Here is a 13773-nt window from a genome sequence, read left to right as displayed (position 1 = left end):
GCGCCGTGGCATGATCGTGATCGATCGTCACGACGGAGCGATGCCATGTTTTCACATGTTTGCGTGGGCGTCAGCGATACCGCGCGCGCGTACGACTTCTACGCGCCGCTGTTCGCGGAACTCGGGCTGCGGCTGAAGTTCAGCGAGCCGGACGGCTGGTCGGGCTGGATGCCGGCCGACACCGACCGGCCGCTGTTCTTCTTCGGCCGGCCGCTCGACGGCCGCGCGCCCGAACCCGGCAACGGCCATACGATCGCATTCGACGCGCCGACCCGCGCGCAGGTCGACCGCTGCCACGCGCTCGCGCTGCAGCAGGGCGGCACCTGCGAAGGGCCGCCGGGCCTGCGGCCGCACTATCACCCCGACTACTACGGCGCGTATTTCCGCGACCCGGACGGCAACAAGCTGTGCGTGGTCTGCCATCGTCCGGAGTAGCAGGCGGTTGTCAGGATTGTATCGATAGTTGGCCGGATAGTGCCGATGGCGGCGATGCGTCCGCCATACGCTGAATGCTCATCGCCACACGATTCAGCGAGGAGACGACGATGCACCTGACGATTGACGATCTGCCGGTTGCGATCCGCACGGCGAAAAGGGCGCTGCGCGCCGATCTGCCCGGTTACGCGGCCACGTTCCGCGAACTGGAGGGCGATATCGCGCGGCAGGTCGACGCGATCCGTCGCGCGCACGCGCACGGCCGCGACGTGATCCCGGTATTGCGATTCGCGGATATCGCGAACGGCACCGTCGATCCGCAGGCGATCGCCGCGATCCGCACGCACGGCGCCGCGGTGATCCGCGGCGTATTCGACGCGCAGCAGGCGCGCGACTGGAACGACGAGATCGGCGCCTATCTGGATGCGAACCGCTTCGCCGAGCGGCTGCATGCACGCGCCGAGGACCGCTACTTCGGCAATCTCGCATCGGGCAAGCCGCAGATCTACGGCGTCTACTGGTCGACGCCGCAGGTGGCCGCGCGGCAGTCGCCGGCCCTCACGCAGGCGCGCGTGTTCCTGAACAGCCTGTGGCGTCATGCCGACGGCGCGCGCAGGCATTTCGACCCGGACCAGGTGCCGGCCTACGCCGACCGGATCCGCCGCCGGCCGCCGGGCTCGACGTCGCTCGGGCTGTCGCCGCATGTCGACGGCGGCTCCGTCGAACGCTGGCTCGGCGCGAATTTCCGGCAGGTCTATCGTCACGTGCTGGCCGGCCGCTGGCGCGATTACGATCCGTTCGACGCGGCGTTCCGCCCCGACGTCGAGGAGATTCCATCGCCGGCCGTGTGCTCGATGTTCCGCACGTTCCAGGGCTGGACCGCCCTGACGCCGCAAGGGCCCGGCGACGGCACCCTGCAGCTGATTCCGGTCGCGAACGCGATGGCGTATGTCGTGCTGCGCGCGCTGCAGGACGACGTCGCCGACGACGACCTGTGCGGCGCGCGTCCGGGCCGCGCGCTGTCGATCCTGCCCGAATGGCACGCGCTGCTGCTCGACGCGCTGGTGCCGATCCCGCACATGGAGGCGGGCGACGCGGTGTTCTGGCACGGCGACGTCGTGCATGCGGTCGAGGATGCGCATCGCGGCGGCGGCGACAGCAACGTGATGTACATCGCGGCCGCGCCCGGGTGCGCGAAGAACGACGCGTACCTGCAGCGCCAGCGGCTCGCATTCCTGCGCGGCGACAGCCCGCCGGATTTCCCGGCCGATCATTTCGAGGTCGACTTCGACGGACGGGGCGGCGAGGGCGATCTCACGCCGCTGGGCCGTGCGCAAATGGGGTTCGCGCCCGTCGGCGCGTGACGGATGCGCCGCATGCATCGGCCCGTATCCGCACCGCGCGGAACGGCCGTTTGCGCCGCGCCCGGCGGCCGTCTGCCGAATCCGCTGCATCCCGCCTGCAATTCGACGCGATCGGCTGCGGGCGCGCCCGAATTCGACGCGAATTGCGCAATTTGGCTTCCGATAATGGTCCGGACACAACGCAGCTGCCCCGTGCGCCGCACGGGGGCAGCGTGACCATGGAGGAGTCGATGCAATTCACGCAAGCGATCGTTCGCCGTCCCGCGCCGTCCTGCGGCGCGGGTCTCACCACCGCCGCGCTCGGCGCGCCCGACTACGACAAGACGCTCACGCAGTTCCACGCGTACTGCGACGCGCTGCGCGGGCTCGGCGTCGAGCTGACCGAGCTGCCGCCGCTGGACGCGTTTCCCGATTCGCACTTCGTCGAGGACGTCGCCGTCGTCACGCCCGAATTCGCGGTGATCACGCGTCCCGGCGCACCCGCGCGGCGCGGCGAGACGGTGCACATCGAAGCGGCGCTCGCCGCGCATCGCGACCTGCTGCCGATGCAGGAAGGCCGTCTCGACGGCGGCGACGTGATGCAGGTCGGCAAGCGCTTCTACATCGGCCTGACGGGCCGCACCGATGCCGAAGGCATCGCCGCATTCGAGTCGCTGGTGGCGCGCTACGGCTATTCGGTCGTCGCGGTGCCGGTCGGCGCGGGGCTGCATCTGAAATCGGTCGTCAACGCGCTCGGCGACGACACGCTGCTCGTGACCGAGGCGCTGGCCGCGCATCCGGCGTTCGCCGACTATCGCCGCATCGCGATCTCGGCCGCCGACGAATACGCCGGCAACACGCTGCGCGTGAACGGCACGCTGATCACGCCGGCCGGCTATCCGCGCGTGCACGACGCGATTCAGTCGCTCGGGATGCCGCTGCACGTGATCGACACGAGCGAGTTCCGCAAGATGGACGGCGGCCTGACCTGCCTGTCGCTGCGGTTCTAGCCGATTGGCGCGCGGCCGCTTCGGCCGGATAATGTGGCCCCCGCGCGGAACCGGAGGAGACGCTCCGCGCACCAGCCACGACCCGACCGGAGCGAACGCGGATGACCGACAAGAAGATGCAGCTCGACAAGATCGATCTCCGGATCCTCGACATCCTGCGTGCCGACGGGCGGATTTCCTACCGGAAGCTGTCCGAGCTCGTGAACCTCACGCCGCGGCCCTGCCAGGCGCGCGTGGAGCGGCTCGAGGCGCTCGGCGTGATCGAAGGCTACCGCGCGGTGATCAACGCGCCGCGCGCGACCAAGCCGATCGTCGTGATCGCGCAGATCGTGCTGGCCGATCACGGGCGTTCGCAGGCGCCGTTCGAGGACGAGATGCGGGCCAATCCGGCCGTGCTCGATTGCTGGCTCGTCAGCGGCACGTTCGATTTTCTCGTGCGGCTCGCGTGCGAGGATCTCGACGAATACCGGCGGATCGCGAACGCGTGGCTGGAAAGCCCGCGGTTCCGGATCGAGAAGATCGTGACGACGGCCGAGCTGCAGGCGATCAAGCGCAGCGTCGTCTGACGCGGCCGTGCGCGTCCGGGCCGCCGGCATCGGACGCGCGACCCGGCGGCAGGACCATTTTTTGACGCGGATAACCGGGCCGATCGATTGGTATTCCGAATCAATTCGAGCGGCCCGAATCCAACAGGGTGAACACTATGGATGCTTTGCAAGCGGCAGCGCAGACGGCCGCGCCGTCCGGAACGGCGCTCAAGCGCCGGCTGCAGAGCCGCCACATCGCGATGATCGCGATCGGCGGCTCGATCGGCACGGGGTTGTTCGTCGCGTCGGGCGCGTCGGTCGCGCAGGCGGGGCCGGGCGGGGCGATCGCCGCGTATATCGCGATCGGGCTGATGGTCTACTTCGTCGTCACCGGGCTCGGCGAGATGGCCGCGCTGATGCCGGTGTCGGGCTCGTTCGCGATCTACGGCGAGAAGTACGTCGACGAAGGCTTCGGCGTCGCGCTCGGCTGGACCTACTGGTACAGCTGGGCCGTGACGATCGCGATCGAGCTGGTCGCCGCGCAGATCGTGATGCGCTACTGGTTTCCGGCGGTGCCGGGCGTGTGGTGGGGCGCAGGGTTCCTGGTGCTGATCTTCCTGCTGAACACGCTGTCCGTGCGCGGTTTCGGGGAATCCGAATACTGGTTCTCGCTGATCAAGGTCGTCACCGTGATCGCGTTCATCGCGGCGGGCTTGCTGATCGCGGCCGGCCTGCTCGGCAACGGGCAGCCGGTCGGCTGGCGCAACTTCAGGACCGGCGACGCGCCGTTCGTCGGCGGCGTGCACGCGATGATGAGCGTCGCGCTGATCGCGGGCTTCTCGTTCCTCGGCACCGAGCTGGTCGGGATCACGGCGGGCGAGTCGGAAAACCCGCGCAAGACGATCCCGCGCGCGGTGAAGCAGATCTTCTGGCGCATCATGCTGTTCTACGTGCTCGCGATCTTCGTGATCGGCCTGCTGGTGCCGTACACCGATCCGAACCTGCTCAAGAGCGACGTGACTGATATAGGCGTCAGCCCGTTCACGCTCGTGTTCAGCCATGCGGGCTTTCCGCTCGCCGCGGGCGCGATGAACCTCGTGATCCTGACGGCCGTGCTGTCGGCCGGCAACTCGGGCACGTATGCGGCCACGCGGATGCTGTACAACCTCGCGGCGGAAGGCCGTGCGCCCGCGATGTTCGCGACGCTGTCGCCGGGCGGCGTGCCGCGCAACGCGCTGTACGCGACGATGGCGGTGGGCGGGCTGTGCTTCCTCACGTCGCTGACCAACAACCAGAGCATCTATCTGTGGCTGCTCAATACGGTCGGCATCACCGGCTTCATCGCGTGGCTCGGCATCGCCGTTTGCCACTACCGGTTCCGCAAGGGCTTTCTGAAACAAGGCTACCGGCTCGAGCAGCTGCCGTATCGCGCGAAGTGGTTCCCGTTCGGGCCGCTGTTCGCGATCGCGATCTGCATCGTGATCTCGCTCGGGCAGGATTACCAGGCGTTCTTCGCCGCCCGCGTCGACTGGATGGAAGTGCTGTCGATCTACGTGTGGATCCCGCTGTTCGTCGCGATCTGGTGGGCGTATCGCCGCGTGCGCAAGAGCCGGCTCGTGCGCTACGAGGAGATGGAGATCGGGCCGTGGCTCACGCGCTCGGTCGAGGCCGTCGATGCGGCGGTCGCGCGGCACGGTCAACCGCACTGAGCGTGACGCGGCGCATGCGCGGCGACGGGGCCGGCTCGCGCAACGCGGCCGGCTCCGGTGAAGCAGGCGTGCTGCCGCTGCGCCTTCATGAAATCCACCCGCGCGGGAGGCGTGGCGCCGCTACTTGTCCAGCTCCGGGTAGTGCCGGAAGATCCCCATGTCGTTGAACGGGATGCGGCGCTCCGACTCGAGATAGCGCGCGACGGGCGGATGCGCCGCGACGCGGTCGTGCAGCCCGACGAGCCCCGCGACCTTGCGTTCCTCGCGCTTCATCGCCTTCGGGAACGCGTAGCGCAGGCCTTCGATCAGCTGGAAGATCGACAGATCCGCGTAACTGAGCGCGCTGCCGGCGATGTGCCCGCCTTTGTGCGGATTCTGCGCGAGCACGCGATCGAAGTAGCCGAGGAATTTCGGCAGCCGATGTTCGAGGAAATCGGCCGCGCGCTCGGCGGCTTCGGCCTTCTGGTCCTCGTAGTAAAGGCCGCTGCCGATCGGGTGATGCGTGTCGTGGATCTCGGTGACGAAATCGGCGACGGTCAACTGAAGCTGATGCACCCACAGCCGGCCGGCTTCGTCGTCAGGCGCGAGCCCCAGCCGCGCGCCGAGAAACAGCAGGATGTTCGCGGCCTGCCCGACGACCATGTCGCCGGCCTTCAGGAACGGCGGCGCGAACGGCACGCATTCGGCCTTCGTGCTGTCCATCAGCCGCATCATCGCCGACACGCCCATGCCGCGCCCCGATTCGCGCGCGACATCGACGTAGTCGGCCTCGGCCGCTTCGAGCGCGAGCCGTACGTATTCGCCGCGGCCCTGGATTTCGGGCCAGTAATAGAGTTCGTATCGCATGCAGTGCTCCTGTCCGGTCGATGCGTCGGGCGATGCCAGCATCGTGATGGCGGGAAGGGCGGCCGCGCGCCGCCCGTTGCGAATAGACAGTCTAGGAGATCGTGCGGGAAGTGCGGTGCTTGCCGCGCATCACGCACCGCGCTCGTCGCGCTCGCCGCCTTCCGGGCCGTAGAAGAACACCCAGGTCGAGAAGTCGTCGGAGAAGCCGACGAAGCGGTGCGACGCGAATGCGGGGACGAACAGCACGTCGCCCGTCGCGACGCCGCATTCGCGCCCGTCCACGATGAACCGCGACGTGCCGGCGGCGATCACGTAGACCTCGTCGCGCGTGTGCGGCGTCTGCAGATCCTCGCCGCGCGGCCGGTACAGCTCGATGTCGAGCGTGCCGTGTCGAAACAGCGTGGTGAACAGCGTGCCTTCATCGTCGAGGCGGGCGAGCGATTCGTTGATGCCGAGCTTCATCGTCGTGGGCTCCGGGGTGCGGATCGTGGGAACGAGGGCATGCGGGTTGCACCATCGTAGCGCGAAATCCGCAGCTCGGCCGGCGGTGCGCGACCCTGCCTGCGAATCGCGTCGCGCGCCATCGATGAAACGGCGGCACCACGATCTCACCACCGATGAAACGAATCGGTCCGCCGGCGAAACGGCGCGGCGATCGTCGGCATGTGTGCGACAGCTTCACCGCAATTTAATAAACGCGCACTACGATCGCGCATCGTCAATCGACGGAGCGTCGTGCTGCGTTTCACGCTTCGACGCTGCCGCCCGTCGCGGATCTCCGCGATTCGCCAGATTGCCATTTCCCGTGACCCCGCGAATTGCACCGCCGCGCCATGCCGCCGCATGCGATTCGCATTGTTTCGCATTTCTTATGAATTCGAATGCATCGACTGCTTCACGCAGAAAATTCCTTGCCGCCGCACCCGGTATCGCAGCGGCGCCGCTGTTGAGCGCATGCGGTGGCGACGACGTCGCATCGGCGCCGCTCACCGATGCGGCGCTGGCCGCGCAGATGTCCGCGAAGCTGAACGCCCAGCTCGGCGATGCGGCGACGGTCGACGCGATCCTGCCCGCGCTGACCGATGTCGGCTTCACCTGGGACCTGCCGACGGTGCCGGCCGCGCAGATCGGCGCGATCGTCGCGTACAGCTTCGGCAATCGCCCGAACGCCGCGAGCGGCAACACGTCGAGCACGGGCGGCAACCAGTCCGCGCTGCCCGATCCGGGGCCCGTCAACGAAGCGCTCGCGGACGCCGTGTACCGCATCCGCCAGCTGAAGCCGGTCAAGGTCTACGCGCAGTGGGAAATCGCGCGCTTTCTCGTGTCGAAATACGGGATGGGCGCCGAGGTGCTGTCGTCGGTCGAGCCGGTGATCGCGAGCGACGGCACGATCGTGTACCTGAGCACGGCCGGCGTCGCGGCCGAGGCGGTTACGCGCGCGGGCGGCACGGCTGCGATGGGCACCGTCGCGGTGGTCGGCCATCGCGACCATGCGAAGCGCTGCATCCAGACCTCGCAGCAGGCCGGCATGAAGGCGGCCGCCGTCGCCGAGGTGCCGCTCCCGACCGTGTACGACCCGCAATCGGGCCAGCCGTGGACGCGCAACCGCAGCCTCTACCTCGTGCACGACATGTATGCGCAGATGCTGAGCCGCGCGATCGCCGCGACGATGCAGGCGTTTCCGAAGGGCTGACGTCTGCCGTTCTCCACTCGAATCTCATGACCATGACGACCCGCCGCCATTTCCTCGCTTCCTCTTCGCTGCTCGCTGCATCGTGCGCCGCCGTCGCGCCCGCGCGCGCGAGCGGTGCTCCCGTGTCCGATGCGGAACTCCAGCGCCAGATGCTCGGCAAGCTGACCGACGAACTGAACGATCGCGCGACCGCGGCCGACGAGACCGGCTACCTGCTCGACACGTTGTTCTCATGGACGCCGCCGGGCGTCGATGCGGCCGCCATCAACACGATCACCGCGTTCGGCTTCGGCAGCCGCGCGGGCGCGTCCGGTGCCGCGCCCGTCCCGGGCCCGGTGAACGAGGCGATCGCCGATGCGGTGTTCCAGCTTCGGCAAAAGGCCGCGGCGCCGATTTACGCGCAGCAGGAAGTCGCGAGCGTGCTCGCGTCGAAATACGGACTGACGGCCGGCGTGACGTCGATCGCGACGCGGGCACCGGCCGCCGGCAGCCCGATCCCGACCCCCGACGGCGTCGTCGCCGCGATCGTCCGACAGGCCGGCTCGGCCGCGGCGCTCGGCAAGGTCGGCATCGTCACGCATCGGGATCAGGCGTCGCTCGCCGTGCGCGTGTCGAGCGCCGCGGGGATGCAGGCCGCGGTGCCGGCCGGGCTGACGCTGCCGGTGTTCTACGACAGCGCCGCGCAATTGCCTGCATTGCGGCGTCGCGATCTCTACCTGCTGAGCAGCGCGGGCGTGCAGCTCGGCATGCTGCGGCTCGCGCTGATCAACCGCGAATACCCGAACGGCTGACGTTCCCCGTTTGGCTGGTAATGCCGATACAGGTATTGACACTACCAGCCAAACCACTGTTTTTAATGGGTTTTTTCGCGCCGCGCCCGCGCCGCGGCGCGTTCTGCGTGGCATAATCGACCGCATCCGCAAGGCTTGTAGTCACAACGACCCCGCATACCCATGGCACAGACTCTCTACGACAAACTGTGGAATACCCACGTCGTCCACACCGAGGACGACGGCACGGCATTGCTCTACATCGACCGTCAGCTGCTGCACGAAGTCACGAGCCCGCAGGCGTTCGAAGGGCTGAACGTCGCGCACCGCCCGGTGTGGCGCATCAGCGCGAACCTGGCCGTGTCGGACCACAACGTCCCGACCACCGATCGCAGCCACGGCATCGCCGATCCGGTCTCGAAGCTGCAGGTCGACACGCTCGACGCGAACTGCGATGCGTTCGGCATCACGCAGTTCAAGATGAACGACGTGCGTCAGGGCATCGTGCACATCATCGGGCCGGAGCAGGGCGCGACGCTGCCGGGCATGACGATCGTCTGCGGCGACTCGCACACGTCGACGCACGGCGCGTTCGGCGCGCTCGCGCACGGCATCGGCACGTCGGAAGTCGAGCACGTGCTCGCGACGCAAACCTTGCTGCAGAAAAAGAGCAAGAACATGCTCGTGAAGGTCGAGGGCACGCTGCCGCGCGGCTGTACCGCAAAGGACATCGTGCTCGCGATCATCGGCAAGATCGGCACGGCCGGCGGCACGGGCTACGCGATCGAATTCGGCGGCTCGACGATCCGCGCGCTGACGATGGAAGGCCGGATGACCGTCTGCAACATGGCGATCGAAGCCGGCGCGCGCGCGGGCATGGTCGCCGTCGACGACACGACGATCGACTACCTGAAGGGTCGTCCGTTCGTGCCGACCGGCGCGGAATGGAACCAGGCCGTCGAGTACTGGCGCGAATTCAAGTCCGACGAAGGCGCGCAGTTCGACCGCGTCGTCGAGCTGAACGCGGCCGAGATCGTCCCGCAGGTCACGTGGGGCACGTCGCCGGAAATGGTCACGTCGATCGACGGTCGCGTGCCGGACCCCGAGCGCGAGAAGGATCCGGTCAAGCGCGACGCGATGGAGCGCGCGCTGGCCTACATGGCGCTCGAGCCGAACACGCCGATCGAGTCGATCAAGGTCGACAAGATCTTCATCGGTTCGTGCACGAACGCGCGCATCGAAGATATCCGCGCGGCCGCCTACGTCGTGAAGAAGCTGAACCGCCGCATTGCGTCGAACGTGCGGCTCGCGATGGTCGTGCCGGGCTCGGGCCTCGTGAAGGCGCAGGCCGAGCGCGAAGGCCTCGACAAGGTGTTCACCGACGCGGGCTTCGAATGGCGCGAGCCAGGCTGCTCGATGTGCCTCGCGATGAACGCCGACCGGCTCGAGCCGGGCGAGCGCTGCGCGTCGACGTCGAACCGCAACTTCGAAGGCCGGCAAGGCGCGGGCGGTCGCACGCACCTCGTGAGCCCCGCGATGGCGGCGGCGGCGGCGATCGAAGGCCATTTCGTCGACATTCGCCAGCTGGGGTAACGCGTGACGGCATCGAAGCTCATCGCGCGGCTGGTGGCCGCGCTGGCGCTCGCGGGGCTGGGCTTCGGCCTCGCGGGTTGCAATACCGTCCGAGGCTTCGGCCAGGACGTCAACGCCGCCGGCAATGCGCTGCAGCGCGCCGCGGACTGACGCCCACCGAGAATTTGTCGATGTGCGCCGGCTGAATGCCGGCCCTCCAACCGGATAGACGGATCATGGAAAAATTCACTGTACATACCGGCGTCGTGGCGCCGCTCGATCGCGAGAACGTCGACACCGACGCGATCATCCCGAAGCAGTTCCTGAAGTCGATCAAGCGCACGGGCTTCGGTCCGAACGCGTTCGACGAATGGCGTTACCTCGACCACGGCGAGCCGGGCCAGGACAACTCGAAGCGCCCGCTGAACCCGGACTTCGTGCTGAATCAGCCGCGCTACCAGGGCGCATCGGTGCTGCTGGCACGCAAGAACTTCGGCTGCGGCAGCTCGCGCGAGCACGCGCCGTGGGCGCTGCAGCAGTACGGCTTCCGCGCGATCATCGCGCCGAGCTTCGCCGACATCTTCTTCAACAACTGCTACAAGAACGGGCTGTTGCCGATCGTGCTGACCGAGCAGCAGGTCGATCACCTGTTCAACGACACGTATGCGTTCAACGGCTATCAGCTGACGATCGACCTCGATGCGCAGGTCGTGCGCACGGGCGACGGCCGCGAGTATGCGTTCGACATCACCGCGTTCCGCAAGTACTGCCTGCTGAACGGTTTCGACGACATCGGCCTGACGCTGCGTCACGCGGACAAGATCCGCCAGTTCGAAGCCGAGCGGCTCGCGAAGCAGCCGTGGCTCAACAACAAGCTGGTCGGCTGAGATTGCCTCCGGGCGGGCGCGCATGACGCGCGCTCGCCGACCTGCCACCCATACCTATCCAGTCAGGAATAACGCATGAAGATTGCAGTGCTGCCCGGCGACGGCATCGGTCCGGAAATCGTCAACGAAGCGGTCAAGGTGCTGAACGCCCTCGACGAGAAGTTCGAGCTCGAGCAGGCGCCGGTTGGAGGCGCGGGCTACGAGGCGAGCGGTCATCCGTTGCCGGACGCGACGCTGAAACTCGCGAAGGAAGCCGACGCGATCCTGTTCGGCTCGGTCGGCGACTGGAAGTACGACTCGCTCGAGCGCGCGCTGCGCCCCGAGCAGGCGATCCTCGGGCTGCGCAAGCATCTCGAGCTGTTCGCGAACTTCCGTCCGGCGATCTGCTATCCGCAGCTCGTCGATGCGTCGCCGCTGAAGCCGGAACTGGTCGCGGGCCTCGACATCCTGATCGTGCGCGAACTGAACGGCGACATCTACTTCGGCCAGCCGCGCGGCGTGCGCGCGGCACCGGACGGCCCGTTCGCCGGCGCGCGCGAAGGCTTCGACACGATGCGCTACTCGGAACCGGAGGTGCGCCGCATCGCACACGTCGCGTTCCAGGCCGCGCAAAAGCGCGCGAAGAAGCTGCTGTCGGTCGACAAGTCGAACGTGCTGGAGACGTCGCAGTTCTGGCGCGACGTCATGATCGACGTGTCGAAGGAATACGCGGACGTCGAGCTGTCGCACATGTACGTCGACAACGCGGCGATGCAGCTCGCGAAGGCGCCGAAGCAGTTCGACGTGATCGTGACCGGCAACATGTTCGGCGACATCCTGTCGGATGAAGCGTCGATGCTGACGGGCTCGATCGGCATGCTGCCGTCGGCGTCGCTCGACAAGAACAACAAGGGTCTGTACGAGCCGTCGCACGGTTCGGCGCCGGACATCGCGGGCAAGGGCATCGCGAATCCGCTGGCGACGATCCTGTCGGCCGCGATGCTGCTGCGCTATTCGCTGAATCGCGCGGAGCAGGCCGATCGCATCGAGCGCGCCGTGAAAACGGTGCTCGAACAAGGCTACCGCACCGGCGACATCGCGACGCCGGGCTGCCAGCAGGTCGGCACGGCGGCGATGGGCGACGCGGTGGTCGCCGCGCTGTAAGCGCGCGGCAAGGCAACAGGCAGTCAAGATAGAAAAGGGCGCGAACGGGCCGCGAAATCGGCCGGTTCGCGCGCGGTTGGCCGTTGTGCGGGCAACCGGCTTTGTGTAGACTCGAACGATGGCGCTGATTTCCCTGATCTCCCCGGTCCTGAAACTCCACGGCAACACTGCCCGTGCGGGTGCGCGCGCCATCGTCATCACGAAAACCATTACCACGAAAACGATCATTAAACGCTGATCGCCGTCGTGCCCGCCTGTTTCCCCGCGCGGTCACGCGGGGACGGAAATGGCGGGGAAGCTCCATTCAAGCAAAGGGTTAGTCATGAACGTAGGTCTCGTAGGTTGGCGCGGCATGGTCGGCAGCGTGCTGATGCAGCGCATGCAGGAAGAAGGTGATTTCGACCTGATCGAACCGGTGTTTTTCAGCACCAGCAACACGGGCGGCAAGGCGCCGTCGTTCGCGAAAAACGAGACTACGCTCAAGGACGCGACCAACGTCGACGAGCTGAAGAAGTGCGACGTGATCATCACGTGCCAGGGCGGCGACTACACGAACGACGTGTTCCCGAAGCTGCGCGCGGCCGGCTGGAACGGCTACTGGATCGATGCGGCCTCGTCGCTGCGGATGAACGACGACGCGGTCATCATCCTTGATCCGGTCAACCTCGACGTGATCAAGGACGCGCTCGTCAAGGGCACGAAGAACTTCGTCGGCGGCAACTGTACGGTCAGCCTGATGCTGATGGCGCTCGGCGGCCTGTTCCGCGAGAACCTCGTCGACTGGATGACGGCGATGACCTACCAGGCCGCATCGGGCGCGGGCGCGCAGAACATGCGTGAACTGCTGTCGCAGATGGGCACGCTGCACGGTTCGGTGCAGGAGCAACTCGCCGATCCGGCTTCCGCGATTCTCGACATCGACCGCCGCGTGCTCGCGACGATGAACAGCGACGCGATGCCGACGAGCCACTTCGGCGTGCCGCTCGCCGGCTCGCTGATCCCGTGGATCGACAAGGATCTCGGCAACGGGATGTCGAAGGAAGAGTGGAAGGGCGGCGCGGAAACCAACAAGATCCTCGGCAAGCCGGCCATGGGCGAGCCGGGCTCGATCCCGGTCGACGGCCTGTGCGTGCGGATCGGCGCGATGCGCTGCCACTCGCAGGCGCTGACGATCAAGCTGAAGAAGGACGTCCCGCTCGACGAAATCAACGGCATCCTCGCGTCGGCGAACGACTGGGTGAAGGTCGTGCCGAACGAGCGCGAAGCGTCGATGCGCGACCTGTCGCCGGCGAAGATCACCGGCACGCTGACGGTGCCGGTCGGTCGCCTGCGCAAGCTCGCGATGGGTGGCGAATACCTGTCGGCGTTCACGGTCGGCGACCAGCTGCTGTGGGGCGCGGCCGAGCCGCTGCGCCGCATGCTGCGCATCCTGCTCGACAAGTAAGTCGGGCCGCGCCGCGCGCAGTGCGCGCGTGACGCGAAACGCCTGCCAGCCCTTCGCGGGGCGGCAGGCGTTTTTTTTGTCCGGCGTCAGGTCTTGTGCGGACCGCCCATTGCGCGGAAGTCCCGAACCGCTCGCGCGGCCGGGGCTTTTCCTGCATCGCCATCCTTTGGCACGAGGAATCGATGCGACGCGAAGTACAAGGAGGGGCCGAATTCGTTCCGGAACCCGATGCCGTCGTCCGGTTTTTCATCGATTGATGATCCTCTTTTGACAAAACCGGCGCGTGCGATTCTGTGCCCGGATCGGCGATGCCTTCGCGCGATTCGCGCACCGACGGCCCGACGCGGTCGGCCGTAAGGTCGCGGCGCAGGCGCGGACGGCCGCATCCGCAGGC

15 protein-coding genes are annotated in these 13773 nt (G+C 67.3%); 13 read left to right on the top strand and 2 right to left on the bottom strand.

The genetic code is table 11. From position 1 onward, the window contains the following. The first annotated feature begins 45 nt into the window (after positions 1–45). From DIE17_RS21900 to DIE17_RS21875, 5 genes are all read left to right on the top strand, one after another. On the top strand, positions 46–435 hold the full coding sequence (locus DIE17_RS21900) for a VOC family protein (RefSeq protein WP_124486399.1): 390 nt from the start codon (positions 46–48) through the stop codon (positions 433–435). Between the two features lie 110 nt (positions 436–545). After that, positions 546–1799, top strand: coding sequence for a DUF1479 domain-containing protein (locus DIE17_RS21895; RefSeq protein ID WP_124921297.1), 1254 nt, complete (start codon positions 546–548; stop codon positions 1797–1799). 230 nt (positions 1800–2029) lie between these two features. Next, a complete protein-coding gene (locus DIE17_RS21885; protein ID WP_044843999.1) occupies positions 2030–2788 on the top strand; it encodes a dimethylarginine dimethylaminohydrolase family protein in 759 nt (252 codons plus the stop codon). A 101-nt stretch (positions 2789–2889) separates the two neighbouring features. Then, entirely contained in the window at positions 2890–3354 is a 465-nt protein-coding gene (locus DIE17_RS21880) for an Lrp/AsnC family transcriptional regulator (RefSeq protein WP_124921295.1), read from the top strand. A 137-nt stretch (positions 3355–3491) separates the two neighbouring features. Then, positions 3492–5024, top strand: a complete 1533-nt coding sequence (locus DIE17_RS21875) for an amino acid permease (RefSeq protein ID WP_044843806.1) — start codon at positions 3492–3494, stop codon at positions 5022–5024. Positions 5025–5144: 120 nt separating this feature from the next. Here the strand turns inward: DIE17_RS21875 and DIE17_RS21870 are convergent, their stop codons facing one another. Next, entirely contained in the window at positions 5145–5870 is a 726-nt protein-coding gene (locus DIE17_RS21870) for a glutathione S-transferase (protein WP_124486394.1), read from the bottom strand. Positions 5871–5999: 129 nt separating this feature from the next. Then, positions 6000–6332, bottom strand: a complete 333-nt coding sequence (locus tag DIE17_RS21865; protein WP_044843808.1) for a cupin domain-containing protein — start codon at positions 6330–6332, stop codon at positions 6000–6002. Positions 6333–6741: 409 nt separating this feature from the next. Between DIE17_RS21865 and DIE17_RS21860 the strand changes: the two genes are divergently transcribed. The 8 genes from DIE17_RS21860 to asd all read left to right on the top strand — a co-directional run bounded on the left by DIE17_RS21860 (position 6742) and on the right by asd (position 13379). Then, positions 6742–7563, top strand: coding sequence for a hypothetical protein (locus DIE17_RS21860; protein ID WP_124921294.1), 822 nt, complete (start codon positions 6742–6744; stop codon positions 7561–7563). Between the two features lie 32 nt (positions 7564–7595). Beyond that, positions 7596–8354, top strand: a complete 759-nt coding sequence (locus tag DIE17_RS21855) for a Tat pathway signal protein (RefSeq protein WP_124921307.1) — start codon at positions 7596–7598, stop codon at positions 8352–8354. Between the two features lie 162 nt (positions 8355–8516). Beyond that, a complete protein-coding gene (leuC, locus tag DIE17_RS21850; protein WP_044843810.1) occupies positions 8517–9926 on the top strand; it encodes a 3-isopropylmalate dehydratase large subunit in 1410 nt (469 codons plus the stop codon). A gap of 3 nt (positions 9927–9929) precedes the next feature. Then, a complete protein-coding gene (locus DIE17_RS21845) occupies positions 9930–10076 on the top strand; it encodes an entericidin A/B family lipoprotein (protein WP_011658379.1) in 147 nt (48 codons plus the stop codon). A gap of 65 nt (positions 10077–10141) precedes the next feature. Next, positions 10142–10792, top strand: coding sequence for a 3-isopropylmalate dehydratase small subunit (leuD, locus tag DIE17_RS21840; protein ID WP_044843811.1), 651 nt, complete (start codon positions 10142–10144; stop codon positions 10790–10792). A 75-nt stretch (positions 10793–10867) separates the two neighbouring features. Then, entirely contained in the window at positions 10868–11935 is a 1068-nt protein-coding gene (leuB, locus tag DIE17_RS21835; protein WP_124486391.1) for a 3-isopropylmalate dehydrogenase, read from the top strand. Positions 11936–12053: 118 nt separating this feature from the next. Beyond that, positions 12054–12173: a hypothetical protein gene (locus tag DIE17_RS21830; RefSeq protein WP_006756675.1), complete on the top strand. Its 120-nt coding sequence runs from the start codon at positions 12054–12056 to the stop codon at positions 12171–12173. Positions 12174–12257: 84 nt separating this feature from the next. Then, entirely contained in the window at positions 12258–13379 is a 1122-nt protein-coding gene (asd, locus tag DIE17_RS21825; protein ID WP_057923940.1) for an aspartate-semialdehyde dehydrogenase, read from the top strand. Positions 13380–13773 lie beyond the last annotated feature (394 nt).

The organism is Burkholderia sp. Bp9099 (assembly GCF_003857805.1).
GTDB lineage: Bacteria > Pseudomonadota > Gammaproteobacteria > Burkholderiales > Burkholderiaceae > Burkholderia.
This window is presented reverse-complemented; position numbering and strand designations above follow the sequence as displayed.

What these genes read in the sequence shown, in the direction of transcription:
- asd (WP_057923940.1), top strand. Translation starts at nt 12,258, where the DNA reads ATGAACGTAGGTCTCGTAGGTTGGCGCGGCATGGTCGGCAGCGTGCTG.
- DIE17_RS21870 (WP_124486394.1), bottom strand. Translation starts at nt 5,870, where the DNA reads ATGCGATACGAACTCTATTACTGGCCCGAAATCCAGGGCCGCGGCGAA.
- DIE17_RS21885 (WP_044843999.1), top strand. Translation starts at nt 2,030, where the DNA reads ATGCAATTCACGCAAGCGATCGTTCGCCGTCCCGCGCCGTCCTGCGGC.
- DIE17_RS21880 (WP_124921295.1), top strand. Translation starts at nt 2,890, where the DNA reads ATGACCGACAAGAAGATGCAGCTCGACAAGATCGATCTCCGGATCCTC.
- DIE17_RS21860 (WP_124921294.1), top strand. Translation starts at nt 6,742, where the DNA reads ATGAATTCGAATGCATCGACTGCTTCACGCAGAAAATTCCTTGCCGCC.
- DIE17_RS21865 (WP_044843808.1), bottom strand. Translation starts at nt 6,332, where the DNA reads ATGAAGCTCGGCATCAACGAATCGCTCGCCCGCCTCGACGATGAAGGC.
- DIE17_RS21830 (WP_006756675.1), top strand. Translation starts at nt 12,054, where the DNA reads ATGGCGCTGATTTCCCTGATCTCCCCGGTCCTGAAACTCCACGGCAAC.
- DIE17_RS21900 (WP_124486399.1), top strand. Translation starts at nt 46, where the DNA reads ATGTTTTCACATGTTTGCGTGGGCGTCAGCGATACCGCGCGCGCGTAC.
- leuC (WP_044843810.1), top strand. Translation starts at nt 8,517, where the DNA reads ATGGCACAGACTCTCTACGACAAACTGTGGAATACCCACGTCGTCCAC.
- DIE17_RS21875 (WP_044843806.1), top strand. Translation starts at nt 3,492, where the DNA reads ATGGATGCTTTGCAAGCGGCAGCGCAGACGGCCGCGCCGTCCGGAACG.
- leuD (WP_044843811.1), top strand. Translation starts at nt 10,142, where the DNA reads ATGGAAAAATTCACTGTACATACCGGCGTCGTGGCGCCGCTCGATCGC.
- DIE17_RS21895 (WP_124921297.1), top strand. Translation starts at nt 546, where the DNA reads ATGCACCTGACGATTGACGATCTGCCGGTTGCGATCCGCACGGCGAAA.
- DIE17_RS21855 (WP_124921307.1), top strand. Translation starts at nt 7,596, where the DNA reads ATGACGACCCGCCGCCATTTCCTCGCTTCCTCTTCGCTGCTCGCTGCA.
- leuB (WP_124486391.1), top strand. Translation starts at nt 10,868, where the DNA reads ATGAAGATTGCAGTGCTGCCCGGCGACGGCATCGGTCCGGAAATCGTC.